This is a genomic window from Pseudomonas sp. NPDC089996 (assembly GCF_044748405.1).
In the GTDB taxonomy this organism is placed as follows: domain Bacteria; phylum Pseudomonadota; class Gammaproteobacteria; order Pseudomonadales; family Pseudomonadaceae; genus Aquipseudomonas.
The window spans coordinates 139,486-165,504 of the sequence record NZ_JBIVGA010000012.1 but is presented as its reverse complement, the minus strand read 5'-3'; the positions used below and the strand labels follow the sequence as shown (position 1 = coordinate 165,504).

Here is a 26,019-nt window from a genome sequence, read left to right as displayed (position 1 = left end):
TTACCGGGAAAGCCAAGTGCCTATCGACGTCCCGTTGCAACCACTTGATAGCCTTTATCGCGACCACCACGGCTGGTTGCAAGGCTGGCTCCGTCAGCGCCTGGGTGATCGCGAGCGGGCGGCGGATATTGCTCAAGACACCTTCCTGCGCCTTCTGGTGACACGCCGCCTGCCGGAGCACAGCGATGGGCGGCGCTTTCTCGCCCAGATCGCGCGCAACCTGGTCATCGACCAATGGCGTCGCCAGCGTATCAAGCAAGCCTACCTGGAGAGCCTTGCCGCCATGCCGGAGCCTGAAACGCCGTCGCTGGAAACCCGCTCGATCGTGATCGAAACCCTGATGCAGATCGATGCCATGCTCGACAGCATGCCGGCGAAGGTGCGTGAGGCTTTTTTGCTGTCGCAGTTCGAAGGACTGACCTATGCCCAGATCGCCGAGCGTCTCGGGGTCAGCCTCAGCTCCGTGCAAAAGTACATGCTTCGCGCTATCAACGCCTGCTATCAGGTTTTGTACGCCGAATGAAAAGCGTCAGCGAAGCGCCCATCTGCGCCGGCATTGTCGAGCAGGCCAGCCACTGGCTCATGCTGCATTGGGGCGGCGAACTGGATCAGGAACAACAGCGTCGTTTCGTTGAGTGGCGTGCTGCCGACCCGGAGCATGAGCGTGCGTGGCTGCGCCTGCAACAGCTGCAAAATACCCTTGGCGGCGTACCGGCAGGCACCGCGCTCGCGGTCCTGCGAGAGCAGCCCGATGCCCAACGCCGGCAGACGTTGAAACTGCTCTGCACGCTTTTGTTGGCGGGTGGCGGCAGCTATCTCGTTCAATCGCAACTGCCCTGGCGCGAGGCCATGGCAGACGTGCGCAGCGGTACCGGCGAACGCCTGCAACGTACGCTGGCGGACAACAGCCGCCTTAGCCTTAACAGCGGCAGCGCCGTCGATATCCGGTTCACTGCCAGCGAGCGGCGCATTTGCCTGCTCGCAGGTGAGCTGCTGCTCGACAGTGGCCATGACGCAGCGCAACGCCCATTGATCGTGGACACGGCAGCCGGGGAAATCCAGGCGCTCGGCACACGTTTTTCAGTGTACCAACGTGACGATGAATGCCAGGTCGAGCTGTTCGAGGGCGAGCTGGAGCTACGCCCACGCCATGCTCGCGCCATGCGCCTGCAGGCCGGGCAAGGCTGCAGGTTTTCCGCGACCCGTTTGGGTGACATCGTGCCGGCGAACCCCAACGCCATCGCCTGGCAGGATGGCCGGCTGATCGCCGAGCGCATGCCGCTGGGGGAATTTGTCGCCCAGCTGGCTCGCCATCGCCCCGGCGTACTTCGCTGCGACCCGGCCGTGGCGAAGCTACCGCTGACCGGCGTGTTTCCTTTGTCCGACACTGATCGCGTGTTGCTGGCACTTCAGCAATCGCTTCCGGTAACGGTACAGAAGTTGACACGCTACTGGGTCACGGTCAGTCCAGCTTAGTTTCGCCGAGCGATCGGATCACCGATCCCGGCCTCATGCTGCCATGGCAAAAAAAGTTTGCGGACGGTTGTCGGTTTGGCCGACTCAAGCGGGATACCTCTTGAATTCCACCAAGAAGCATTCTCAAGAGGATCGTTCAGCGTGCCGTACCTGCCCACACCCACCCGCCTGCGACTGACCCGAAACATTCTGTTCGCCGGCTTGCTCAGCGGCGGTCCAGTGCTGCTTGCCCTGCCCGCAACGCTGGCCCACGCAAGTGAACAGACCCGCCACTACGCCATCCCGGCCGGGAGCCTGGACCAGGCGCTGAACCACTTCGCGAGCCAGTCCGGCATCTTGCTGTCGGCAGATGCAATACTCACAACCGGCAAGCGCAGCCCAGGGCTCAGTGGCACCTATTCGGTAAAGGATGGCCTGGCCCAGCTGCTGGCCGGCACTGGCCTCAGAGCGCTCAAGAGCGCGGACAGCTACATCGTCGAGGTAGCTGTCGACAGCACAGGCGCGCTGGAGCTCGGGGCAACTACCGTGACCGGGCTGGGTAGCACAACCGAAGGTACCGGTTCGTACACCACAGGGGCCGCACAGACGTCTACCAAGCTGCCACTGTCCCTGCGCGAGACGCCGCAGTCGGTGACCGTCATGACCCGCCAGCGTATCGACGACCAGGCCTTGGCCAACCTCAACGAAGTGGTGCAGAACACGCCGGGCCTGACCCTTCGCCGCACCGGGCCCGAGCGGTCCTCGTACTATGCCCGTGGCTTCTCGCTCGACAACATCATGTATGACGGCCTACCTACCAGCCTGGACAGCTCCCAGGTTTCCCAGGACCTGCTGTCGGCCGACATGGCCATGTACGACCGGGTGGAAATCGTGCGCGGCGCCACTGGCTTGATGCAGGGCGCGGGCAACCCCTCGGCGGCCATCAACCTGATCCGCAAGCGGCCGACCCGTGAATTCCAGGCCAGCATCGAAGGCCGAATGGGAACGTGGGACCGCTATCGCACAGAGGTCGATGTGGGCGGGCCGTTGAACGACAGCGGCAACGTTCGGGGCCGGATGGTGGCCGCGTACCAGACTGGCAACAGCTTCCGCGACACCTTGGAAAACGAACGCAACCTGTTCTACGGCATCCTGGAGGCCGACCTCAACGACAGCACCACCCTGACGCTGAGCGCATCTCGCCAGCAGGACAACAACAACGGCAACGGTTGGACCGGCCTCCCGGTAGGCGTCGGCGGCAAAGATCTGCACCTGTCGCGTTCGACCTCGCTCAGCAACGACTGGGAGTACTGGGACAAGATCAGCACCTCGGCCTATGCCGCGCTGGAGCACGCGCTGGACAACGGCTGGAAACTCAACGTCTCGGCCACCAGGACCTGGGCCGATCTGGACATGCTAGGCACCTACATCGTCTTTCCCGCGGCCACGCAGGTCTATAACCAGTACGTCGGTGCCGGGCACTACCGGGAAACCCAGAACAGCTTCGACGCCTATGCCAGTGGCCCGTTTCGGCTGATGGATCGCGACCATGAACTGGTGGTCGGTGCCAGCCACCGTCGTGTGGTGTTCAACGGCGACGTCCCCTATAACATCCTGCTGAACAGCGCCATCGACCCGGAAAACTGGGACTCGGGTGCCACGCCGAAACCAGAAAGCCAGGACAAGTACGGCTGGCAGAACACCAACGCCAAGCTCAACAGTGTGTACGCCACCACCCGCCTTAGCCTGGCCGACCCCTTGAAGCTGATTCTGGGCAGCCGCCTGGACTGGTATGACAACACCACCACCCAGCCTTACAAGGGCGAGGCGGGCAACCTCCCCGAGCTGAAGGTCACCCGGTATGTCACCAAGTATGCAGGCCTGATCTACGACCTGGACGAGCATCACAGTGTCTACGTCAGCTATACCGATATCTTCAAGCCGCAAAACTACGTGGATGAATCCGGCAATGTCATTGCCCCTGTCACGGGCAAGAACTATGAACTGGGTATCAAGGGCGAATACTTCGATGGCGCCCTGAACGCTTCTGCCGCCATCTTCCAGATCGACCAGGAAAACCGCGCCAGATCGTTCAGTTGCAATACCGCTACGGCCACCACGTGCTATGAGGCATCAGGCAAGGTCCGCAGCAAAGGTATCGAACTGGAGGTGCAGGGCCAGCTGACGCCGAACTGGGAACTGGCTGCCGGCTACACCTTCGCCGAAGCCAAGTATGTGAAGGATGCCAACGAGGCCAACGAAGGCCGCCTGTTCGATACTGACATCCCTCGCCACCTGTTCAAGATGAGCACCGCCTACACCCTGCCTGGCCAGTTCAACCAATGGCGTGTCGGCGCTTCGCTCTACCACCAGAACCGCATCTACAACAAGGGCACGACGTACATGATCGAGCAGGATGGCTACACCCTGGTCGACTTCATGCTGGGCTTCAAGCCGACCGAGCACATCGATGCGCGTCTGAACCTGAACAATGCGTTCGACAAGAAGTACTACAACTCGCTCAGCTCCAATGCCACTGTGCCCAGCAATGTCTACGGTGATCCGCGCAACCTGATGCTGTCGCTGAAGTACACGTTCTGATCCATGAAGCGATGCCTTGGCCACACCGCACTGGATGGCACGGGCTTCGCCCGTGTTCGCGGGCAAGCCCGCAGGTTATTGCACGAGCTTTTCAAATTTCGAGCAGACAGTTACTCCCACAGGGTAGGGCGGCGCTAGAACAGGTCGAACGGATATTCAGTGATCACCCGCACCTGGTCCTGGTCACCGCCGGTACTGGCGTCGCCACGGTGCCAGGCCAGGCGCAGGCGCACTGACAGGTCTTTGGCAGGGCCGCTCTGCACCACGTAACGCGCCTCGGCATCGGTCTCGAATTCCTTGTCGCCATCGCCGTACTTGTTGGCGTAGGCGCCCTCGGTCACCCGCGTCCCGTCGATGTCCTGACCGCGCAGGTGGCGCACCATGAAGGTCAGCCCGGGTATGCCGTACCCGGTCATGTTGAGGTCGTAGCGCAGTTGCCAGGACTTTTCCCCTGGCCCGTTGAAGTCGGAATATTGCACCGAGTTGGGCAAGAAAATCGAGCCGCCGCTTCGGCCGGTGTCGCCGAAGCCCACATAGTCGAAGGGCTGGTCTCCGGCTACCTGCTGGAAGGCGAGGGTCAGGGTGTGCGCCGCGAACTTGTAGGCAGCCTGGATGCCCCCGGCAGTGGTGTCGATCGTGCCCGCCTTGGCACTGCCGTGGTCCGTGGTGCGGTAGAGGTTGAAATCGAACGTGAGCGCCTGGGCCTTGGACAGGGGGATCGCATAATTGGCATTGATGTAGTACTGATTCCAGATGTCCTCGAATCGGCTGCCATAGGCGGTGAGGCTCAGCTTGTCGGTGGCCTTGTATCGTGCACCGGCGTAATTGACCGCAGGCGTGGTGACCAGGGCATAGGTAGCCCAAAGCTCGCCGTCGCGGTTGGTGTTGACCTGGTCAGTGCCCGACGTGAAGTGCCCGGCCTCCACTGCGAGGCGGTCGATTTCAGTGCTCGACACATGGAAGCCTGTAGCCGTTTGCGGCATCAGCCGGCTGACACTTTGCGCGAACACGGGGGCGCTCGGCGACATCTGGCCGTAGCGTAAAACGGTGTTGGAAATGCGCGCCTTGACCGCCCCTCCAGCACGGGCGTATTCGTCATCCGGATCGCCATCATCGCCGACTGGCAGGTTCCCGGTGCCGGTGCGACCGCTCCCGGCATCCAGCTTGATGCCCCAGTAAGCAAATGCATCGACACCCACGCCGACAAGGCCTTGGGTAAAGCCCGACTGATAAGTGGCGATAAAGGCCTGGCTCCAGTCTTTCTGGTTGCTGCGACCATTGGCTCTGTCGGTGTTGAAGTAATAGTTCCTGGCAAGCACGGAAAGGCTGCTGCCCTCTATAAAGCCTGCACTTTCAGATTGCCCTGCCCACGCCGGGCCGCTCAGCAAGAGTGCCATCGCGGCAAGGCTATGGATTTTTACCGTGGCAGTTTCGGTGGAATGAACAGGGCCATTCTTTTGCGCGCTCATCCGGCTGCAAATTGAAGGGGTATCAAGCATTGGCCATACCTGCATTTTATTGAAGTTATGACGCACGACCTGAGGGTCAGGCGGCGGGGGGTTGGCAGTGGCGAGTTACCCGGTTTCCGGGTATCTACGCCTCGCTTGAATAGTCGAATCAGGGCTGTGCGAGCCTGAATCAGGGAATCGACATCCTCTGTCATTTTTTCGCCGAGTGGCGAGGGCAGGGCGCTCAGACACGGGCCGCCGGCCCGCATTCCCGTGCATGGGGCCGCAAGAGCAAAAGCGCGATGTCGAACTTTTGATAGGAGTCGTCGGGTTGGCGAGACGAGCCGGGCAGGGTTTGCCCCTATCGTGTCTTCACGCCAACGGGAACCTGCCCATGAACAATAACAACGCATTGATCGACAGCCATGTGCACTTCTTCACCACCGAAGATCTCACTGCCTTGGGTGCTGATCTTCCTTATGCACTGCCTGACGCCAATCCGCTCACTGAATATCTCGCCTTGCTGGCGTCCAACGGATTGAAGCCCGTACTTTTGAACAATGTTCATCTGAGCATTCTTCCAGACTCTGCGAATGTGTTTTCGTCGTTTGAAGAACTTGCCAGGTTGCAAGTGGCACATCCTGGCAAGTACGACCATGTGCGGCTGGTAGGCACTATCAAAGCCGACCCTGAGTACGCGAATGAACAGCGACTGGGTCATCGCCAGGTCGTCGGCATACGTATCGTTCTGCATGATGCGCCGCCACAGAGCGTGGCAGCCGACGCCTATAGCACCACTGCGTGGATGGCGCTCTACGAGCGTCTGGCGCCCCATCAGCATGTGCATGTCTACGCCCAGTCAGCTGAAACCAATCTGCGGGTACTGCGCCAGATTCCGCCACGGGTCCGCGTCGTCATCGACCATCTGGGCACCTGCCATGCGCATGAAGGTGCTCACGCCCCCGCCTTCCTGGCACTTCTCGACGCTGCCCGCGAGCGCGGCAACGTCTGGTTCAAAGGGCCGGGATACCGCACAGCCATCGAGATTGCCCAAGTGGTGCCGTTCGTGAGTCGCATCGTTGACGCGTTGGGCGCAGACAAACTGCTGCTTCAGGCCAGCGATGCTCCACATGTCGGCGCCGACTCCCATGGCAACGGCTACAGCGATTTGTTCGACCCGGTGGGCGTGTTCGATTTCGTCCGCCAACTGGCAAATGCCGCCTCCGAATGCTGCAACGCGACTGCCGATGATCTGCTTCACGGCGCAGCTCCCATTGTTTTTCCCAATCAATAAGCCATCAGGCCACCAGGTGAAAAAATGAGCACTATCTCTACTCGCGACATCATGTTCGACGTTGATTTCGGCGGCGAAAAGCTGAGCCTCAACGGCACCGTTTTCGAGCCGGCCAACCCGGATCAAGGTTTGCCACCCGTGGTATTCAACTCCGGCTTCACCGGTGGGGTCTCGATGTACGGCCAGCTGTTCGGTCGCGCCCTGGCCGCCCGCGGCTACCGCGTGATGACCTACGACGTGGCAGGCTTCTTCAACAACAAGGCGGTACGTAACACCGCGCAGGTCGATGGCAAGACCGTGACCAATGTCAGCCTCGAAGACCAGAAGGACGAAGTGCTCGGTGCAGTGGCCTGGGTGCGCAACGCATTTGGCCAGATGCCGGTGGTCGCTTCGTGGGCAATGGGCTCGGTGGCCAGCCTGGCAGCCATCGCGGAACTTGCGCGTGGCAACGGCGAGCAGGTGAAATTCTGGGTGCCGATGAGCTACACCAGCATCCGTTCCCTGCAAGCCCTGCGTGCCGATGCCAAGGCGGCCGACGCCGGCATCAAGGCACTGAGCCCGGACGCTGCGATTGCACCGTTCGACACCGGTACCGACGCCACTCGCCTGGGCTACTACCCGCTGGATCCCGCCACCCAGCAATACGTCGACGAACAGCTGGGTGCCTACACCGAAGCGGGTGGGGCCGACCGCTGGCCGGGTTGCGCCTGGGTCAGCGCCAAGTCCTACACCTCGTACGTTGCCTTCGACCCGGAGCAGGCCATCGAGGGTGCCAGCGGCTTCCCGCCCGCGCTGATCATCCACGGTGCGAAAAACTCGCTGCACATGCCTGCTGAGTCCGAGCGCCTGTATCAGCGTTACCCAGGCGATGCCGGTGACGGCGTTCTGGTGATCTCCGATATGCAGCACGGTCAGCAGAACGAAGCCGGCCACCCGGTGTTCCAGGCCATCATCCAGAACATCGATGAAGCCGTGCGCCAGCACCTGTAACAGGCCATGGCGGTGAGGGCCCGATACGGGTCCTTGCCGCCCCTCAAGCCCGCCATTTGTTTCGCTACGCCGAACTCAAGCCACTCCAGTATCCTGAAGGCATGCCGGACCCGGCCGTGGTCTTGCCTGCCGCCTACCTGCCTGGAGCCCCTCATGGTTCAAACCGTCACACCCACTGAAGCATGCAAACGGATCGGCCTGTTGATCCTGCCGCAGTTTTCGATGATGGCGTTGGCCGGTGCCAGTGAACCTTTGCGTGCCGCCAACCGCCTGGCCGGAAAAGCGCTCTACCAGTGGCAGTTGCTCTCTGAAACGGGCGGGACCGTCAGCTCCAGCAGTGGGGTAGAGATCAACACCCTGGCGCTTGATCAGGTCGATGCACTGGATCGGGTTTTTGTGCTCGCCAGCCTCGACATCGAACACCTGCGCCCACCGAAGATGCTGCGGTTTCTGCAGCGCGCTGCTGCCCAGGGCAAAACGGTGGGGGCCTTCAGCACGGGGACGTTCATTCTTGCCCGGGCCGGCCTGCTCGATGGCCGCAAGTGCACGCTGCACTGGGAGTCGATCAACGAATTCGCCGAGGAATTCCCAGCCATCGAAGTCACCCGCGAACTGTATGTGAACCACGACAACCGCTGGACCTGCGCCGGCGGCACCGCTGCCATCGACCTGATGCTGGCGCAAATCTCCGTGGACTACGGGGGAAAGCTGGCGGCCGCCGTTGCCGAGCAGTTCCTGCATGCCCGCATCCGTGGGCCCGAAGAACATCAGCGGATGTCGATCCAGTGGCGTTTCGGCGTCCATGACCGGCGCATTACCGCGGCCATCGGCCACATGGAAGACAACTTCGAGCACGTCATCAGCATCGAAGCCGTCGCAGAGCAATGCAACCTCTCCCAGCGCCAACTCGAACGGCTGTGGCACCAGCACTTCGGCATGACCCCGCAACGCTTCTATCTTGAACTTCGGCTGGCCGAAGCGCGCCGCTTGTTACGTGAAAGCAGCAAGTCGATCGCCTCGATCGCCTACTCGTGCGGCTTCGTCTCGGCTTCGCATCTGGGCAGCGCCTACCGCAAGGCGTGGGGATGCAGCCCAGGTGAAGAGCGTCGGAAGTTTGATAGTGACGCAACGATCTGACCACGGCGTTCGCTTTGATCATGAAAGCGGGCTTTGATATTCCGTAAAGCGCCCACCGATCGCCTCGTGCCCGCGCCGCCAACCCCTCTGGAACCGAGGCTCTGGGCCTTGATTGCGGCGAACTTGCCCGCCAGCCCGTCGCCTCAGGTTGCTGAGCGGCAGCGCCAGCCCTGGGTGGCGTTGCCGCCGATAGCTGTATTGCTCGAAGTCGACGCGAAATGTCGAACTTATGACAGAGATCGTCGAACCTTGATCTCCGGATAGCGGCCTGCGGGGGTTACTGTTTCTCTCAATACCGGCATCCACTCCCAGATGAACCGGCGAATAACAATCCTGCGGAGAAAGGCACAAGAACAATGGAAACGTTAAGTTTCATCACCTCGAATCTGGAGTTGATTGCTCACCTGCTTGGGCAGCACCTCTACATCGTCTTCATGGCCGTCGGCCTTGCCATCCTCACAGGCGTGCCGCTGGGAATCTTCGTCTCCCAGCACCCTCGCGCCGGTCGCTGGATCCTGACCTTCGCCGCCATGCTGATGACCATTCCTTCTGCCGCACTGTTCGGCCTGATGATCCCGGTGCTGTCGATCTGGGGGCAGGGCATCGGCATGGTCCCTGCGATCATTGCGCTGTTCCTCTACTCGCAGCTGCCGATCATCCGTAACACCCACACCGCGATTTCCAACGTCGAGCCCTCTTTGCGCGAAGCTGCCCGGGGCATGGGCATGTCGTCCTGGCAGCGCCTGTGGAAGGTAGAGCTGCCGCTGGCCACGCCACTGATCATGGCCGGGGTACGGGTCGCCACGGTGATCAACATCGGCATCGCGGCGATTGCGGCCTATATCGGCGCTGGAGGCCTTGGCAGCCTGATCGTGCGCGGAATTGCCCAGTCCGACACCCGCCAGCTCATTGCCGGGGCGATCCTGATCAGTGTCATCGCCGTCGCTGCCGATTACGCGCTGTCCCTTCTCCAGCGTGCGCTGACGCCCAAGGGCGTGACCAAGCTCAACACCCTCAGCCTGAAGGAAACGACATTGTGATCCAGATTGATAATTTGAATAAAAAATTCGGGAATATCACGGCCGTAGAAGATGTCTCCTTCACCGTCCCGGAAGGCCAGATCTGCGTGCTGCTCGGCCCATCCGGCTGTGGCAAGACCACCACCCTGAAGATGATCAACCGCCTGATTGCGCCGACTTCCGGCAAGGTGCTGATTGGTGGCCGGGACACCGCCGAGCTGGACACCGTCACCTTGCGCCGTTCTATCGGCTACGTGATCCAGCAGGTGGGGCTGTTCCCCAACATGACCGTCGAGGACAACATCTGCGTCGTGCCTGACCTGCTGGGCTGGGACAAGACCAAGAGCCGCAAGCGTGCGGCGGAGTTGCTGGAAGTCGTCGCGCTGGAGCCTTCGAAGTTCGCCAAACGCTACCCCTGTGAGCTTTCCGGCGGCCAGCAGCAGCGGATCGGTGTGGCCCGTGCCTTGGCGGCCGACCCGCCGGTGATGCTGATGGACGAACCTTTCGGCGCGATCGACCCGATCAACCGCGACACGATCCAGGACGAATTCATGCGCATTCAGCGCCAGGTCGGCAAGACCGTCCTGTTCGTCAGCCATGACATCGACGAAGCGGTGAAAATGGCTGACTGCGTTGCGCTGTTCAATGCAGGCAAGGTAGAACAGTTCGGCACCCCCGACGACCTGCTTGCCCGGCCGGTCAGCGACTTCGTGGCCAACTTCATGGGCGGCGATCGCATCATGAAGCGCCTGCGCCTGCTGCAGGCAGCGGACATTGCCAGCCAGACACCCCCGCAAGAGCATATCCAGGTGGTCGGTGATCAGGCAGGCGCATCCTCGTATACGCCGATCACCGTCCTGCCAAGCGATGACCTGCGTCAGGTGCTCTGCCAACTGCTCGGCCAAGGCCGCGAGTGGGCAGTGTGCAAGGATCGCCAGGGCCAGTTCCTGGGCTTCATCCACCAGCGCGACATCCTCGCGCGCCTGGTCGACAACACCACGGCGGTGGCGCGATGAACAGCCTCGCAAACATGATGGAGTGGCTTCAGGCCTATTGGAGCGAAGTCATCTACCTGTCGGTTCAGCACCTGCACATCGTCGCCGTGAGTAGCGCGCTGGCCATCGTCATTGCCTTGCCGGTGGGCGTCTGGATGAGCCGCCCGCGCAACCAGCGCCACGCGCTGGCGGTCATGCAGGTGCTGAACATCGGCCAGGCGGTGCCCAAGCTGGCGTTGCTGGCGCTGGCAATGACCCTGGTAGGCGTCGGCGCGCCGGCGGCGATCTTTGCGCTCTGGGTCGCCACGATCCTGCCGATCACGGTGAACACCTATGAAGGCCTGCGTGCTGTGCCGCGGCATTTGCTGGAGGCAGCAGAAGCCGTGGGCATGACCCCGCGCCAGATTCTGTTCAAGGTTGAATTGCCCAACGCCATGATCGTGATCTTCGCCGGCCTGCGCACGGCCCTGGCGATCAACGTCGGTACCGCCCCCCTGGCTTTCCTGGTGGGGGGAGGGGGCCTGGGTGAATTGATCTTCACCGGTATCGACCTCAACGACTACGGGATGATGCTGGCGGGCGCCATCGCCACTGCCGGCCTGGCCATGCTGGTGGACATGCTGTGCGGGCTGGTGCAGCACGCCTCGGTATCCCGTGGCCTGCGGCTGGCGGCGCGTTGAGCCATGACCTACAACGACAACAACAGGTGCCACATGATCGCACGCGCAATCGTCTTCGCCTGCATGACCTTCCTCACAGGCGCAAGCCTCGCTGCCGAGCCCGTGGTGGTCGGTGGCAAGAAATTCACCGAGCAGCAGCTGATTTCGGAGATGACCACCCAATTGCTCAGAAGCCATGGCATGACCGTGGACAAGCGCTCGGACCTGGGCTCGACCGTGCTGCGCGCTGCCCAGGAAAATGGCCAGGTGGACATCTACTGGGAATACACCGGTACCTCGCTGATCATCTACAACAAGATCAAAGAGGAACTGGATGCCCAGCAGACCTACGAGCGGGTCAGGCAACTCGATGCCGCCAAGGGGCTGACCTGGTTGCAGCCCTCGAAGGCCAACAACACCTACGCATTCGCCATGAGGAAGACCGAAGCCGAAGCCAAGGGCATCGTTTCGATTTCCGACCTGGCGGCGAAGGTCAACGGCGGCGGCCACCTGAAGTTTGCCTGCAACGCGGAGTTCTATTCGCGGCATGACGGCCTGCAGCCGCTCCAGCAACGCTACGGTTTCAAGTTCGAGCGCAACGATGTGATGCGCATGGATGGCGGCCTGACCTACCTGGCACTGCGCCAGGGCCAGGCCGACGTGTCGCTGGTGCTTTCAACGGACGGCCGGGTGTCGGCGTTCGGCTTCGTCATTCTCAAGGATGACAAGGGCTTCTTCCCCAGTTACGCCTTGACCCCGGTCGCACGCACGGCGTTTCTCGACCAGCACCCCAACGTGGCGCCGTTGCTCAACCAGCTTTCGGCCAGCATCGATAGCGAGACCATTGCCGCGCTCAACGCTCGGGTGGATGTGGGGCGCGAGTCCATCGAGAAGGTCGCCAACGAGTTTCTTGTCAGCAACAAGCTGATCACCCGGTAATTCACAACCGTCCATGGGCGCACTCGCGCCCATGCAGGGACCTGATATGCTCACGCACCCGATTTCGCTCGTCGCCTGCACAGTGTCACTATTTGTCTGCGTATCCGCATCTGCTCAAACACCGGACGAAATGAACCTTCGTCAGCTCCGGCAGGCCCTGGACGAAGGCCGGCTCACGTCTGAGCAGCTGGTACAGTTCTACCAGGACAAGATTCAGCATGACAATCACGCAGGTGAACGGATCAATGCGGTCATCAGCCTGAACGAACAGGCGCTTGAGCAGGCCCGAAACTGGGACGCACAACGCGCAAAAGCTCCTGGCGCAAAACACGGTGCACTTGCCGGTATCCCTTATCTGGCCAAGGACAACATCGACACTGTGCAGCTCCCGACCAGCGCAGGCTCATGGGTATTGCGCGATTCCACGCCGCCCCGTGATGCCTTCGTGATCGAGCGGCTGCACCGCGACGGCGCCATTCTGCTGGGCAAGGCCAATCTTTCCGAACTGGCAGCGTCCTATGGCCGGTTCGGCTACAGCTCGCTGGGCGGGCAGACGCTCAACCCGCACAACCTCAAGCATGATGCGTCGGGCTCCAGCAGCGGTTCGGCTGCCGCTGTGGCAGCGGGCTTCGCGCCTTTTGCATTGGGCTCGGATACCAGCGGCTCGATTCGCGCGCCGGCCAGTGTCACCGGGACTGTGGGCCTGCGCCCGTCATTGGGCCTGATCAGCCGCAGCGGTGTCGTGCCGCTGTCGTTGACGTTCGATACAGCAGGGGTGATTACGCGCAACGTGCTCGACCAGGCCATTGTGCTGGATGTCATCAAGGGCGCCGACCAGGCGGACGCCGCCACAGCCAACATCGATTCAGCTTCGATGAAGTTTGTCGAAGGGCTGGAGCAGTCAAGCCTCGAAGGCCGGACGTTGGCGGTGGTGACCAACTTCATGGGCGCCAATGCTCAGGTTGATGCGGTGTTCGAGGCGGCGCGGCAGCGTGCCAGGGAAAAAGGCGCCAAACTGGTGGAAGTGGTGTTGCCCAAACGCTTTGAAACGCTCTGGGCCAGTGTGCTGGGGCCGGTGGGGGATGCCGAGTTCCTGCCGCAATTCGAGCACTACCTGGGCACGCTGAGCGCCCGGCAGCCCAAGACGTTGGCTGAGTTCGTGAAACGCGCCGAGCAGCACCAGGAGGCGCAGCAAGGTTACCTGATGAATCCCAAGCGGCTGGCTGCCTTGAAGGGGCTGAGCGAGAAACCGGTAGCGGATGCGCCTTTGTACATTTCCATCCTCAGCAACACCGTTCCCTCGCTGCGCACAGAACTCAGCGCCTTGATGCGCCAGGCCGGGGCCGAAGCCTTGATGTTCCCTACGATCGACTGCCCGGCTTCGGTGGTAGAAGGGCAGCGCGATCCAGGCTATGTCTGCAACACGCCGGATACCTATGCCAGCGCCTATATCGCGTCTGTCACTGGGTTCCCTGAGATATCCGTGCCGGCCGGGGTGGTAGAGGGCAATTTGCCTGTAGGTATTTCGTTCCTGGGGTTGTATGCGCAGGATCAGAATGTGGTCAGCCTGGGCTATGCATTTCTTGGAAGGTAGGTCGAATCTAACGGGTTACAGATGACGGCTATCGATCCATTGCGAACGTTGCGCCTGACAGCGGACGTTGTGGGAGCGGGTTCACCCGCGAACACCGGCAAAGCCGGTGCCATCCACCGCGTCGTCTGCTTCGCGGGTAAACCCGCTCCCACAAAGATTGCTGCCCGGCTCACCGGCAGCAACGGGTCGCTAGCGGTCTCCCCGCATGGCGGCTTTCGACCCATTGCGGACGCTCGAACGTGGAGTGTGCGACCAGAAAAAAGTATTGAGCAAAAAAAGCGCACCGTGGGGTGCGCAAAGTCGTGCCACTTGGATCGACTTCATGGAGAGCAGTCGGGCGATGCAGAATCTCAACATTCTGGCGCGCTTAACCAACCATGTAGTCAGACGAAGGAGTTGCCCACGTGGCCTGACGAGAACTAGAGGGCACACCTTCAAAACACTCAAAAGACGGAACCGTAACTCCCAAGCTCTACCTGGATGGACTTGACCCGGGTGTATTGCGCAAGGGACACAATTCCATTTTCCCGGCCAACGCCTGACTGTTTGTAACCACCTACCGGCATCTGCGCAGGCGACTCGCCCCAGGCATTGATCCAGCAGATGCCCGCCTCAAGCTGATGGATCGCACGATGTGCCCGGGCAAGGTCTTTCGTAACCACGCCAGCAGCTAAGCCGTATTCGGTATTGTTTGCTCGGCGGATGACCTCATCTTCGGTTTCATAGGTCAGGATGCTCATGACCGGGCCGAAGATCTCTTCACGCACGATGGTCATGTCATCACTGCAATCGGTGAACACAGTGGGTGCCACGAACGCGCCTTTGGCCAAATCGCCTTCCTCCAGGCGCTGACCCCCACAGAGCAATCGGGCACCCTCGCTCTTACCTTTCTCGATGTACTCCAGGACGCTTTCCAGGTGCTGGAAGCTGACCAAGGGCCCGAAGTTGATAGCTTCATCTTGCGGGTTCCCAACCCGAACACGGGCGACACGCTCAATAATTTTTGCTTCAAACGCGGCTTTCATCGAGGTCGGCACGAACACGCGAGTGCCGTTGGTGCAGACCTGACCAGAGCTGTAGAAATTGGCCATCATGGCAACGTCAGCAGCCTTCTCGAGGTCAGCGTCGTCAAAGATGATCAGAGGCGATTTACCACCCAGCTCCATGGTCACTTCCTTGAGGGTAGAGGCCGAAGCACTCGCCATGACTTTCTTGCCCGTACTGGTACCGCCAGTGAAGGAGACCTTCTCGATATCCGAGTGCTCAGTCAGAGCAGTACCGATTTCACGACCACTACCAGTCAGAACGTTGAACACGCCTGCAGGCAGGCCAGCTTCGGTGTAAATCTCGGCGAGCTTTAACGTGGTCAACGAAGTGACTTCACTTGGCTTGAAGATCATGGCGTTACCAGCTGCCAACGCAGGCGCCGATTTCCATAGAGCAATCTGGATAGGGTAATTCCAGGCACCGATGCCTGCGGTAATCCCGAGGGGCTCTCGTCGGGTATAGACGAAGGACGTCTCGCGCAAAGGGATCTGCTCACCCTCAATTGCCACCGCAAGCCCGGCGTAATATTCGAGCACATCGGCTCCTGTCACGATGTCCACGAACCGGGTTTCCGACAGGGGCTTGCCCGTGTCGAGAGTTTCCAGCATGGCCAGTTCATCGTTGCGCTCGCGAAGCAGATCTACTGCACGCCTCAGGACTCGAGAGCGCTCCATGGCAGTCATTGATGCCCAGATCCTCTGGCCCTTCTTGGCGCTTTCGATTGCCCGTTCCACATCCGTCAGCCCTGCACGCTGGACGACAGCGATCACTTCACCGTTGGCCGGGTTGATAGCCTCGAAAGTGACACCAGTGCTGGCATCAACATAACCACCATCGATGTACAGCTTTTGCGTTCCAAACTTGGCCATAAAATCCTCGTAATACACATCGTTGAAATTCAAACAAAGGTTGCCGCTTCAATCGAGCGCAGCAGCCTCCTGCAGGGTCAAGGAGCGTGTTTCAGGGGCGTAGCGCCACGAGACCACCAGTCCGACCAAGGTAATCAAAGCTGCCGCATACATGGTGTTCGATACTCCGATCCCTGAAAGGGAAGCGGGTACCAGGTAGGTGCCTGCTGCGGCCCCGATTCTCGAGAACGAAGTACCAATGCCAACCGCTACAGAGCGCATTTCGGTAGGGAATATTTCGTTGGGGTACACAAGTGTCAGCACCTGAGCACCACCGATGAAGAGCGCATAGAGGGAGAAGAAGAGCAAAATCAGACTGCCGGATCCTGTGTGATACGCACCTAAACCCAGTAGCGCGATTCCAGAGAACAGGAAGCTGTAGATCAACATATTTCGACGGCCAACGACGTTGATAAGACGAGTGGCGATCAAGCAACCCACAACAAAGAACAGGGTGATTGCAATGGAGCTGATGGAGCCGAAGTCACCCGTTAGGTTCAAAGCGGCAAGAACTTTTGGGGCAAACGCGTAGACCGCGAAGATCGGGACGATGGAGCAAGTCCAGAAAACCACGACGAAAAACATCCGCTTGCCGTATCCAGAGTGGAGCAAAGCGCGCAGTGGCAGTTTTTTTTCTTCGGCCTGCTCCGGTAGGTTGGCCAGGGAAAAGTGCTCGCCGTAGATCCTCTGGATCACCCTGTTGGCCTCGTCCGCACGACCGTTGTTGATGAGCCAGCGAGGAGACTCAGGTGTGCCAATCCGTACCAGAAGTAACAAGCCGCCCAAAAGAGCGCCGCTGGCAAGCACAAGTCGCCACGCGTCCGGGCCGGCAGTGCGAAGGATCACTTCTCCTATCATGTAGGCGCACGCCGCTCCTGCGAACCATAGGAGGGCCAACATGGCCAATCTCGGCCCACGGTGTTTTTTTGGCAGGAACTCTACAAGCAGCGCGGTAGCGACCGGGTATTCAATCCCGACTGCGATTCCAATGAGAAGACGTAGCAAGAACAAGGTCGATGCGCTGTCAGCCCAAAACTGACCAATAGACGCCAAGATGAAAATGACAGGCCCCACAAAAAAGATTCGCTTCCTACCCAGGATATCTGTGAGCCAGCCACCAATAAATCCGCCAAAAAAAATCCCGATGAGGGCGGATGCGGCGATCATGCCCTCCCAGAAGCTGTCGAGCTGCAATGCTGAAGACAGTTGCAACATGACCACGCCGACGATACTAAGTACATAACCATCAACGAACGATCCACCACCAGAACGAACAGTGAGCAACTGATGGAATTTACCGAGATCTACATCTTCAATTGAAACATGCGCGCTTTTCATTAGTATTTCCTTGAGCGGCGCCCAGTTTGCCTAGGCACCCACTGCCACAACACCAGGCATAGAGCAGTAGCTTTTGGAAAAGGCCGCCTTGTTGAAAACGGCCTCAATTGTGCGAGATTGATCGTTTAAGGCTGTTGCGCTGTCGATTGCACAACATCGGCCTTGAACATCTCGGCAATCTTTTGTTTATTTTCGGCATAATACTCGGCGACCACCTGATCCGAAGAAGTTTCTCGGGCCTTCTTCATCATGCCTTCGAGGTCTCTCATAGGGATCTTGTAATGCGAGAAGAATGTAGCAACCTGAGGGAAATCCTTGGTGAAACCTTTGCGCCCAACAGCATGGATCTGCTCTGCCTTACCATAAACCTCCTTGGGGTCGTCAAGGTAGCGAAGCGACCAGGTCGAAAACATCCAGTGTGGACTCCACGCGTTCAGCAGTGGCCACTGACCCCGCTTGAGGTTGCGGTCAAACTCATTCAGCATGCCAGTTTCGGACGAGGCGACCAGTTTATAGCCTTCCAGCTTGTATTCCGCGATTGCTCGCGTTGCGGTTTTATACTGTCCGTTACCTACTTCAGATGTAAGAATTTTGCCACCAAATTTCTCACGCACTTCAGGTTTGTTCAGGTCTTCGATGCTTTTAACTTCGCGCTCAGGAATCTCGGCAGGCACAACAATGCCTAAACGCCCCTCATAGATAACACCCAGATCTTCCAGCTTAGCCTGATACTTATCCCAAAACGGCTTGTGGCTATAAGTGAGCCACGCCATGGGGATCATGTCCACCTTGCCTGTGGACATGGCTTGAAACTGGATGCCGATGTCGGCCATCACCAGCTTCACTGGCTGCTTGAGTTGATCTTCCAGGGCGAGCTTGGCCAGCTTGGTTGTGATTTCGGCATCAGCCCAGTTAACCCAACCGATGGTAACGGGCTTGGCATTCTCAGCCTGAGCAATACCTGCCAAAGCAGCAAGCGCGACACCGAAAAACCAGCGGATCAGCTGTTGTTTGTGACTGTTTGAACGGATCATCTGCAACTCCAATTTTTGTAATAGTAGGCATGGCAGTTTGATGATTGCTTAGGCCTCATTTATGTTTTTATTGAGACCTGGTTCTTCGCTAGTCCCTAGCGCTTAAGTCTTCCCAAATTACAAATACTGATATCGGTTCACGATGGGGGAACTGATATCCCAAATGCCTTGCACGCCCTTGCGAATCGTGACGTGATCTCCGGCCTTGACTGCAACCGGCTCATTGTATTGGCTGTGAATCACTGCAGCACCCTGCTGGACGATGAACTGAACATCTTGATCGTAGATATATTCAAAACGGTCAGTGTTACCGCTCTCCCAAAGCTCCCAATCCTGCGCGCGGGCCTGCTCGTTCGGTGTAGCTTCACGTTGGATAATCGTGGTCATGGAAAATCCTCATCAGAAGTCTGGAGTCAGGCAGATGCCTTCGTGTTGGCTGCAAGCGATACGTTACTGTGGTAAGGCAGAGCCTCAGGCTGAAGGCCAGGTCGACCCAATACTAGATCTGCGGCTTTTTCGGCCAACATGATGGTCGCGGAGTTGATGTTGGCACTGGGCACCGTTGGGAAAACCGAGGCATCAATGACCCTGAGTTTTTCAATGCCATAGACTCGCAAGTGAGCATCAACCACAGCCATAGGGTCTTTTTTACTGCCCATCTTGCACGTACCGCAGGGGTGGTAAGCGCTGGCGGCATCCTCGCGAATGAATGCATCCAAGGCTTTGCCACTTCGAATGTCTTTGCCTGGAGTGTCCTCACGATAGTTGTATCGCTTGAAGGCCGGCTGCTGCGAAAACTCGATCCCAAGCCTCATTGCCTCACGCATGACACGCCAGTCTTCGTCGGTGGCCATGTAATTGGGGTCGATCCGCAACGGGTCGGAGACCTTGGTACTGCGCAATCTGACGTTCCCGCGACTGGTAGGCCTCATAGGGCCGACGCCGATCCGATAACCGTAGGTAGTGCTCACCGGGATCCAGTTTTTGTCAAAGAAGACCGGGAAGAAGTGGAACTGGATATCCGGATGGGGGGTGGTCGCCGCGCTGTTGAGAAATGCCCCCACGTGGCATTGATTGACCGACGCGACACCTTTCTTCAGACCGAACCATTGCATGCCAGCCCACAACATTCTGTGCGGCTGCAGCTCGCGGTTGAGGGATACCGGCTCCTTGGTCTCCATCTGAATGTGACACTCCAGGTGATCCTGAAGATTTTCCCCGACACCAGGCAGATCAACTTTGGTAGCAATTCCATGTTCGCGTAGATGATCCGCTGGGCCCAGACCAGAGAGCATGAGTAATTGGGCAGAGCCGAACACACCACAGGAAACTATCGTTTCTCTTCGAGCCCGGACTTCAACCAATCGGTTTTTATAGGCGACCCTGAAGCCGGTAGCTTTTTTACCTTCGAAATTGATCTTCTGGACTTCGCATCCCAACCAGATTGTCAGGTTGGGGTGGTCACCCATTGAATGGATGTAACCGTAAGCGGTGCTGTTGCGAATGCCGTCCCGCACACTCATTTCGAAGCGCGACACCCCTTCCTGCCTGTAACCGTTCACATCGTCGGTCAGGGCAAAGCCGGCTTGCTGGCCAGCCTCCAGAAATGCGGCATTCAGGGGGCTGAGCTTTTCTTGGCGCTGGGCTCTGATAGGCCCATCATGGCCACGATGGATGCCGCCAATTTTGCTGGACTCGATTTTCTTGAAATACGGTGCGCAGTCTGCCCAGCTCCAGCCAGTGGCGCCCTGCGCCTCCCAGGCGTCATAGTCCATGGGATGGCCGCGCAACCAGGTCATGCCATTGATGGAAGAGGATCCGCCCAGAACGCGACCGCGAGGTTGCTGGATTTTTCGGTTGTTCAGGTGCGCCTGCTCTTCTGTGTAGTACCACCAGTTGTACTTGGAGGTCGGCTTGAATGCCGAACGTAGTCCAGCAGGCATCCGGATGATCCACGATTTGTCCGAGGGGCCCACTTCCAGCAGCAAAACCTCATAGCCCGCATCGGAAAGCCGGCGCGCAAGCACACAGCCCGCAGAACCAGCGCCTGCGATAACATAATCAAATTCGGCCTTCATTATTCTTCTCCAACCTCAGCCAGGTACTTCGGGTACCGCACAGGCATTTCAGGGTCGAAGCGCTGTGCACGCCTCCAATCTACTGGCGACACGAATGCGTGGATAACGAATAAAAAATAAGGCCGGCATAAAATATTTTTATGCCGCAAAGATGCGTCGCTCGCGGATAGACAGGTGACGTGGGCGCGTTTGACACCGCCGATATTTGGTTACCTAATGGACAAGGATCGAGGGAGGCGCCTCGATGATCTCGCTACCCGGGGCTCACCTTGCGACACCTTGACTTAGCTTTGCTTCACAGCTTCAAGACAATCGCCGAGTGCAAGAATATATCGGTGGCGGCGAGCCGCTTGCACAAGACGCAAGCGGCTGTGAGCATCCAGCTCAAAAAGCTGGAGGATCTGGTAGGCGAACGCTTGATTGACCGAGGACATCAAACCGCCGAGCTCACCCTCCAGGGCGAGCGTATGCTCGAATATGCCCGCAAGATGCTCGCGCTGAGCGACGAAGCGATGGCCGTGTTCACTCAGGGAGAGGTATGCGGGACCGTCCGCTTCGGCATTCCTGACGATTATGCCAGCGCTTTCCTGCCCCCTGTACTGCGGACGTTTACCGAACGATTCCCCAGGGTACGTCTCAAGATACGCAATGACATCAGTCAAAATCTGTTCACCGCCCTTGAAGGTGGTGATCTTGATCTCGCGCTTGTGACTCAAAAAAGCGCTGACGGAAACGGGGAAATACTGAGATGCGATCAGCTCCAGTGGGTGGCAGCTTCGACGTTCCATCTCGATATGAATGCACCGCTGCCCTTGGCGTTGTACCCGCATGGTTGTGGATACAGGCGCCAGATCCTTGCCTCGCTCAGCGGAAATCAGCGCGATTATGAAGTCGCTTTCGAGTGCACAGGTGTCACAGGCGTAAGGCTCGCTGTAGACAGCGGCCTGGCTATTGCCGCAACGTCGGCACCGCTTATCCAGGAAAACTGGAAAATTCTCGACGCTTCCAGTGGGCTTCCACCACTTGGCAACGTGATGATTGAACTCAGACGCAGCCCATGTGAATCGGCGGCGGCAGTGCAGTTTTTCGCAGAAGAGCTTCGCAAGCACGTGACTGCTAGATGAAACCTATCTCGAGCCTCTAGTAGCGAGCCAGCAGCAAATAGATCCCAAAGTAACTGCTTGGCTTTGTATGAACAGAATTCCTTTCCGTTGATGGCGGGTGACTCTACAAAATCTCAGCGCTGCAGGCACGACGGTTGCGACTACCAGTTCTGGCCCCAATGCCATCACGTGATACCTGGGGTAACAGTGCCGAGCATCCAGATGACTTTTATGCAGTCGGGCCCAGCGCAATCCGCATCTTGATAGGCGTCTCAACGACGCCGCACGCCAGCGTGCATGGAGAGATTTTCAATCCATTTGAACCCGAGCTTGTCGTACAGCGACCTGGCCGCGAGGTTGGATTCGAAAACACTCAGGTCGACAGAGGTGAACCCTGCGTCACGACAATGGGCCAACAGAGTCGAAAGAAGGGCAAACCCGTAGCCATTGCGCCGATACTCTCGTTTCACTTGCATCCCAAGAACGCCGACACTCTCGCAGCCACCAGGCCGGCAAAAGCTTTCGGGATAGGCTTCAGCCGACCCGACTATTTCGCCGTCTCGTTCAATGACGTATACCGGCCAATCATTCTGGGTCGCGTGGATCAAGGCTCGTTCTACTGCCTCAACAGGAGGCGGGTTCAGGCGCGCCGAGTAGCGTCCCTCTGCGCTCACTTCGCAAAAAAGCGAGTAAAAGCCATCAAGGTCGTTGAGTGTAATGGGTCTGACTTCCATGTCTTTCTCGTCGTGATGAGTCGGTCAGCGAACCGGCCTGGGTGCTGATCTCGTAGTGCTTAATGCCGTGTTTGAGTCTGGAGGCGTCAAGACCCAACCCCCGGTGCTTCCCTGACTGTTCGCTTCAGTCAGGTAGCCGTCAGTAATCAGCCGTGATCCCAGGCCACCAGCGCACCCAACCGATCACCACCACCATCACGGTGCATGACAGCCACTGCGCGCCACTGAGCCCGGCAATCCGGTAAACCGCCTGCAGCGGCTTGCGCCAGCGATACTCGCGAACCTGCGGCCCCCAAGTGGGTGGCTGCAGCTGGCCGATGATGCCAATGAGCACATAAGTGCCCAGGCCAAGTGGCCCCAACCAGTGCCATAACAGCACGGCCAGCCCGAGCAGGGGGCCGGCGTTGCGTATGACCAGTTCGCGACGGTCACGGGTGATGTGTCTGCTGACGCACCAGGCGCTGACACGCTGATCGATGTCCTGAAGGCTGGCTGCAATCTGCGCCCAGTGGCTGAACAGCCACTGGCCCATTTTCGCCGCCAGCAGCCCACCCAGCGCGTAAAGCGGCAGCAAGATCAACGTGGTGACAGGGTCCAGGCTGGGCAGGCCTTTCAGCGCCAAGGCCAGTGTGATCACAGCGCCAGCGCGCTTGACGCCGTGGGGCATGTCGCGGGGTTCGACCAGCGTTTTCCAGAACCAGGCGTCATGGTTGGGGAACATCCCCAGCAGGTCGGGGTAGCGCGATGCGAACGCCTCTGACAGGCGCTCGCAGGCCTGCCAGTCGGCCTCGACGAAGGCGGCGACCAATGCCTTTTGCTGCTCAGGCTGGGGCGCCAGCAGAAACAGCGCGGCGGCGTTGGCGTCGGGGCTGGGCTGCGCCTCGCGCCGGTCCGCCAGGCTGCGCAAGTGGCTCAGCCAGGTACGCTGTTGGTAACACCTGCGCAGGGCCTGCCAGTGTTCGTCGGCAATCGGTGGCGCGGCGCCTGCCGCGTTCCAGGCGAATGTCTGGCACAGGTGCTCGAACAGCTCGGGCGGCCAGTCCTCGTCGTTCAGCAACAGGGTCAGCACGTGCACTTGCAGCGCCTGGCGACGCTCCAGGTCCGCTAGCCAGCCTTGGCGACTGGCCCGTTCCAGCATGCCGCTGAAGCGCTCATGGTCGCCAGCGGCCAGCAACTGTTCGAGCGCGCTGTAGAGGGTGACAGCGAGGATCAGCGACAAGTGCTGCTGTTCGGCGTCCGAAGCGGGAAACTGCTGCCAGGGGGTGAGCCACTGACGCTGTTCGATACCCCAGTGCAGGGTATGGGAATGGCTCGACGTTGCGCGCAGGCAACGCTCGAACAGCAGGCGCTCGAGCACACCTTCGATGCCTTTCGCTTGCGCCTCGGTCCATGTCTGTTCGATGCTCACGTCGTCAAACCCGTCAAGCAACGCAACGGCTTGCTCATGGGCTGAACGGGCGTGATGCGTACGGCTGACGGGCGGTGAGTTGGACGGCGATGCGCGCTCGGCCACCTGTGCGTCCATCCGTTCCCCCCGCAGAGCCTGCAGGGCCTGTTCGTAGGCGTCGCGCAGTTGCTGGAACGCGGCAGGGTCTTCATCTGGCCGCGTGACCTTGAGCAACTTGGCATACTGGCGCTTGAGCGTTCGCTCGTCGCACGCGGGTGTAAGCTCCAGCACCTGCCAGTGATCGGAAACCGAGTTCATCCGTCAGCGTCCTTCACTGCTTTCGAACGATGACAGGCGCGCGCCCAGCTCGTGGCGCGCCTGGCCGATGATACGTTCATCCTGGCTGGCAAGCGCCTCCTGGAACCGCGTCGCCCAGTGGTCTACCAGCTCGCGACGCTCGCCCAGGCTCTCCTGATACAGGCGCTCCAGGCGGGCGACCAGCAGGGTGTTGACCTGCTGGTCGCGTGGATGCACTTTCAGTGCTTCCAGCTTGTGCAGGCGTTCGTTGATTTCCTCGGCGCTGAGCACGCCGGGGTTATTCTCGATGACCAGCGCGAACTGCTCGCCAGTGACGGGGATGTTGACCTGGCATTCGAGCAGGCCGTTGCTGTCGTAGGTGAAGCGCACATCAAGGTCAACCACGCCCCTGTTCGGCGGCACCGGAATTTCCAGTTCACCCAACGCGATGTTGTCACGCACCAGGCGGCTCTCGCCCTGGTAGATCTGCACCTGCACGATTTCTTGCGCTTCGTGGACGGTGCACACGGTTTTCACCCGGCTGACGGGGACGGTGGAATTGCGCTCGATGATGGGCAGGTAGTGCCCGCTCTCATGTTCGTTGCCCACCCGGCGCGCCGTTGCGATGCCAAGGGTATAGGGGCAGACGTCGGTCAGCACCACTTCCTCCAGGGCTGCGTGCCGTGCCTTCAAGGCGGCCTGTACCGCAGCGCCGAGCGCCACGGTTTCGTCCGGGTTCAGTTGCACGGAAGGGAAGCGGCCAAACAGGCCGGCAGCCAGTTTGCGTACCAGCGGCATGCGCGTGGCGCCGCCCACCAGCAATACCTGGTCCAGCTCGTCGCTGCGTATGCGGGCATCGCGCAGGGCGCGCTCCACCGGGTTGCGCAGCCGCTCCAGCAAGGGCTCGAACAGGGTGGCCATGGCGTGCTGGGTGAAGGTGTGCTGCCACCTTCGCGTACCCACCTGCAGTACGAAGTCGCAAGCAGGGGAGTGGCCCAGTGCGATGCGTACCCGCTCGGCTTCGCGGTGTAGCAGCGGGCTGATCGATGCGGTATCCGGGAAGTGTGGATCTTCAGCATGGGCCTGGACGAACTGCCGGGCCAGCAACTGATCGAAGTCCTCGCCACCCAGGTAGTTGTCGCCCGCGCTGGCACGCACTTCCATCACCCCGTCGAACAGCTCCAGGATCGACACGTCAAAGGTGCCACCGCCCAGGTCGAACACCAGAAACGACGACTCGTTGCCCTGCTGGGGAAGGCCATACGCGAGCGCTGCAGCGGTAGGCTCATTGACCAGCTTGTCGACTTTCAGGCCGGCCAGCTCACCCGCGATGCGGGTCGCCTTGCGCTGGGCATCGCTGAAGTAGGCCGGCACGCTGATCACCGCTTCGGTCACTGCCTCGCCGTACAGGCGCTCGACATCTTCCTTGAGGCTTCTGAGCAGCATCGCCGATAGCTCTTCGGGGCGAAACGGCGTGGCCCCCAACTGCACCGTGTGGGCACTGCCCATATGGCGCTTGAACAGTGCTGCGGTCAGCGACGGGTGCGTGCACAAGCGTTCGCGGGCAGCCTGGCCGACCAGTATGCGGCCTTCGTCGTCGAGCCCGACCACAGAGGGCGTCAGCAGCTGCCCGAGGGCATTGGGCACCAGCACGCTGGCGTTTTCGTTCCATACCGCGACCAGGCTGTTGGTCGTGCCCAAGTCAATCCCGACAATCATGGCGAATTCCTTTTCGTTCCGAACACAAGTTTACGGCGCAGTCGCAGCAGCAGAATGCGAGACCGGCCGCAAAAATGCAAAAAGGCTGATGCTGTTCACCAGCAACTGCTATCGACCCATTGCGCACGTTGCGCCTGACAGCGGACGTTGTGGGAGCGGGTTCACCCGCGAACACCGGCAAAGCCGGTGCCATCCACCGCGTCGTCTGCTTCGCGGGTAAACCCGCTGCCACAGAGTGCGCGT

Annotated in this window: 21 protein-coding genes; 12 read left to right on the top strand and 9 right to left on the bottom strand. The window is 59.7% G+C overall.

What is annotated here, in order from left to right; all coding sequences use genetic code 11:
- The first annotated feature begins 16 nt into the window (after positions 1-16).
- The 3 genes from ACIPW4_RS20860 (at position 17) to ACIPW4_RS20850 (ending at position 4,056) form a co-directional block, all read left to right on the top strand.
- Positions 17-523, top strand: coding sequence for a sigma-70 family RNA polymerase sigma factor (locus ACIPW4_RS20860; RefSeq protein ID WP_400661103.1), 507 nt, complete (start codon positions 17-19; stop codon positions 521-523).
- On the top strand, positions 520-1,476 hold the full coding sequence (locus ACIPW4_RS20855) for a FecR domain-containing protein (RefSeq protein WP_400661101.1): 957 nt from the start codon (positions 520-522) through the stop codon (positions 1,474-1,476). Before ACIPW4_RS20860 ends, ACIPW4_RS20855 begins: the two co-directional genes overlap by 4 nt.
- A gap of 141 nt (positions 1,477-1,617) precedes the next feature.
- Positions 1,618-4,056 (top strand): TonB-dependent siderophore receptor, encoded by a 2,439-nt coding sequence (locus ACIPW4_RS20850; protein WP_400661099.1) that lies wholly within the window; start codon positions 1,618-1,620, stop codon positions 4,054-4,056.
- Positions 4,057-4,190: 134 nt separating this feature from the next.
- Here ACIPW4_RS20850 and ACIPW4_RS20845 read toward each other — a convergent pair whose 3' ends face one another.
- Complete coding sequence (locus ACIPW4_RS20845) at positions 4,191-5,525, bottom strand: OprD family porin (protein ID WP_400661098.1); 1,335 nt, start codon at positions 5,523-5,525, stop codon at positions 4,191-4,193.
- 373 nt (positions 5,526-5,898) lie between these two features.
- On the opposite strand from ACIPW4_RS20845, the gene ACIPW4_RS20840 reads away from it, so the two are divergent.
- From ACIPW4_RS20840 to ACIPW4_RS20805, 8 genes are all read left to right on the top strand, one after another.
- Positions 5,899-6,798: an amidohydrolase family protein gene (locus ACIPW4_RS20840; protein ID WP_400661096.1), complete on the top strand. Its 900-nt coding sequence runs from the start codon at positions 5,899-5,901 to the stop codon at positions 6,796-6,798.
- Positions 6,799-6,822: 24 nt separating this feature from the next.
- Positions 6,823-7,788 (top strand): alpha/beta hydrolase, encoded by a 966-nt coding sequence (locus ACIPW4_RS20835; protein ID WP_400661094.1) that lies wholly within the window; start codon positions 6,823-6,825, stop codon positions 7,786-7,788.
- Between the two features lie 153 nt (positions 7,789-7,941).
- Positions 7,942-8,925 carry a GlxA family transcriptional regulator gene (locus tag ACIPW4_RS20830; protein WP_400661092.1) on the top strand — a complete coding sequence of 328 codons (984 nt, stop codon included), beginning with the start codon at positions 7,942-7,944 and terminating at the stop codon, positions 8,923-8,925.
- Positions 8,926-9,281: 356 nt separating this feature from the next.
- A complete protein-coding gene (locus ACIPW4_RS20825; protein ID WP_400661090.1) occupies positions 9,282-9,965 on the top strand; it encodes an ABC transporter permease in 684 nt (227 codons plus the stop codon).
- Positions 9,962-10,960 carry an ABC transporter ATP-binding protein gene (locus ACIPW4_RS20820; RefSeq protein WP_400661089.1) on the top strand — a complete coding sequence of 333 codons (999 nt, stop codon included), beginning with the start codon at positions 9,962-9,964 and terminating at the stop codon, positions 10,958-10,960. Before ACIPW4_RS20825 ends, ACIPW4_RS20820 begins: the two co-directional genes overlap by 4 nt.
- Complete coding sequence (locus tag ACIPW4_RS20815) at positions 10,957-11,619, top strand: ABC transporter permease (protein ID WP_400661088.1); 663 nt, start codon at positions 10,957-10,959, stop codon at positions 11,617-11,619. Before ACIPW4_RS20820 ends, ACIPW4_RS20815 begins: the two co-directional genes overlap by 4 nt.
- A gap of 33 nt (positions 11,620-11,652) precedes the next feature.
- The gene (locus ACIPW4_RS20810) at positions 11,653-12,537 is read left to right on the top strand and encodes a glycine betaine ABC transporter substrate-binding protein (protein WP_400661086.1); all 885 of its coding nucleotides are present in this window, start codon (positions 11,653-11,655) and stop codon (positions 12,535-12,537) included.
- A 46-nt stretch (positions 12,538-12,583) separates the two neighbouring features.
- Complete coding sequence (locus ACIPW4_RS20805; protein WP_400661084.1) at positions 12,584-14,131, top strand: amidase family protein; 1,548 nt, start codon at positions 12,584-12,586, stop codon at positions 14,129-14,131.
- A 443-nt stretch (positions 14,132-14,574) separates the two neighbouring features.
- Here ACIPW4_RS20805 and betB read toward each other — a convergent pair whose 3' ends face one another.
- The 5 genes from betB to ACIPW4_RS20780 all read right to left on the bottom strand — a co-directional run bounded on the left by betB (position 14,575) and on the right by ACIPW4_RS20780 (position 20,536).
- A complete protein-coding gene (betB, locus tag ACIPW4_RS20800) occupies positions 14,575-16,047 on the bottom strand; it encodes a betaine-aldehyde dehydrogenase (protein WP_400661173.1) in 1,473 nt (490 codons plus the stop codon).
- Between the two features lie 48 nt (positions 16,048-16,095).
- Positions 16,096-17,424 (bottom strand): MFS transporter, encoded by a 1,329-nt coding sequence (locus ACIPW4_RS20795; protein ID WP_400661083.1) that lies wholly within the window; start codon positions 17,422-17,424, stop codon positions 16,096-16,098.
- 125 nt (positions 17,425-17,549) lie between these two features.
- Positions 17,550-18,458 carry a glycine betaine ABC transporter substrate-binding protein gene (locus ACIPW4_RS20790; RefSeq protein ID WP_400661081.1) on the bottom strand — a complete coding sequence of 303 codons (909 nt, stop codon included), beginning with the start codon at positions 18,456-18,458 and terminating at the stop codon, positions 17,550-17,552.
- Between the two features lie 117 nt (positions 18,459-18,575).
- Positions 18,576-18,845 (bottom strand): cupin domain-containing protein, encoded by a 270-nt coding sequence (locus ACIPW4_RS20785; RefSeq protein ID WP_400661080.1) that lies wholly within the window; start codon positions 18,843-18,845, stop codon positions 18,576-18,578.
- Positions 18,846-18,871: 26 nt separating this feature from the next.
- Positions 18,872-20,536 (bottom strand): choline dehydrogenase, encoded by a 1,665-nt coding sequence (locus ACIPW4_RS20780; protein WP_400661078.1) that lies wholly within the window; start codon positions 20,534-20,536, stop codon positions 18,872-18,874.
- Positions 20,537-20,805: 269 nt separating this feature from the next.
- On the opposite strand from ACIPW4_RS20780, the gene ACIPW4_RS20775 reads away from it, so the two are divergent.
- Entirely contained in the window at positions 20,806-21,660 is an 855-nt protein-coding gene (locus tag ACIPW4_RS20775) for a LysR substrate-binding domain-containing protein (RefSeq protein WP_400661076.1), read from the top strand.
- 251 nt (positions 21,661-21,911) lie between these two features.
- On the opposite strand, the gene ACIPW4_RS20770 is transcribed toward ACIPW4_RS20775, so the two are convergent.
- From ACIPW4_RS20770 to ACIPW4_RS20760, 3 genes are all read right to left on the bottom strand, one after another.
- The gene (locus ACIPW4_RS20770) at positions 21,912-22,373 is read right to left on the bottom strand and encodes a GNAT family N-acetyltransferase (RefSeq protein WP_400661075.1); all 462 of its coding nucleotides are present in this window, start codon (positions 22,371-22,373) and stop codon (positions 21,912-21,914) included.
- Between the two features lie 139 nt (positions 22,374-22,512).
- The gene (locus ACIPW4_RS20765; RefSeq protein ID WP_400661073.1) at positions 22,513-24,078 is read right to left on the bottom strand and encodes a J domain-containing protein; all 1,566 of its coding nucleotides are present in this window, start codon (positions 24,076-24,078) and stop codon (positions 22,513-22,515) included.
- Positions 24,079-24,081: 3 nt separating this feature from the next.
- Positions 24,082-25,776 (bottom strand): Hsp70 family protein, encoded by a 1,695-nt coding sequence (locus ACIPW4_RS20760; protein WP_400661072.1) that lies wholly within the window; start codon positions 25,774-25,776, stop codon positions 24,082-24,084.
- Positions 25,777-26,019: the final 243 nt, after the last annotated feature.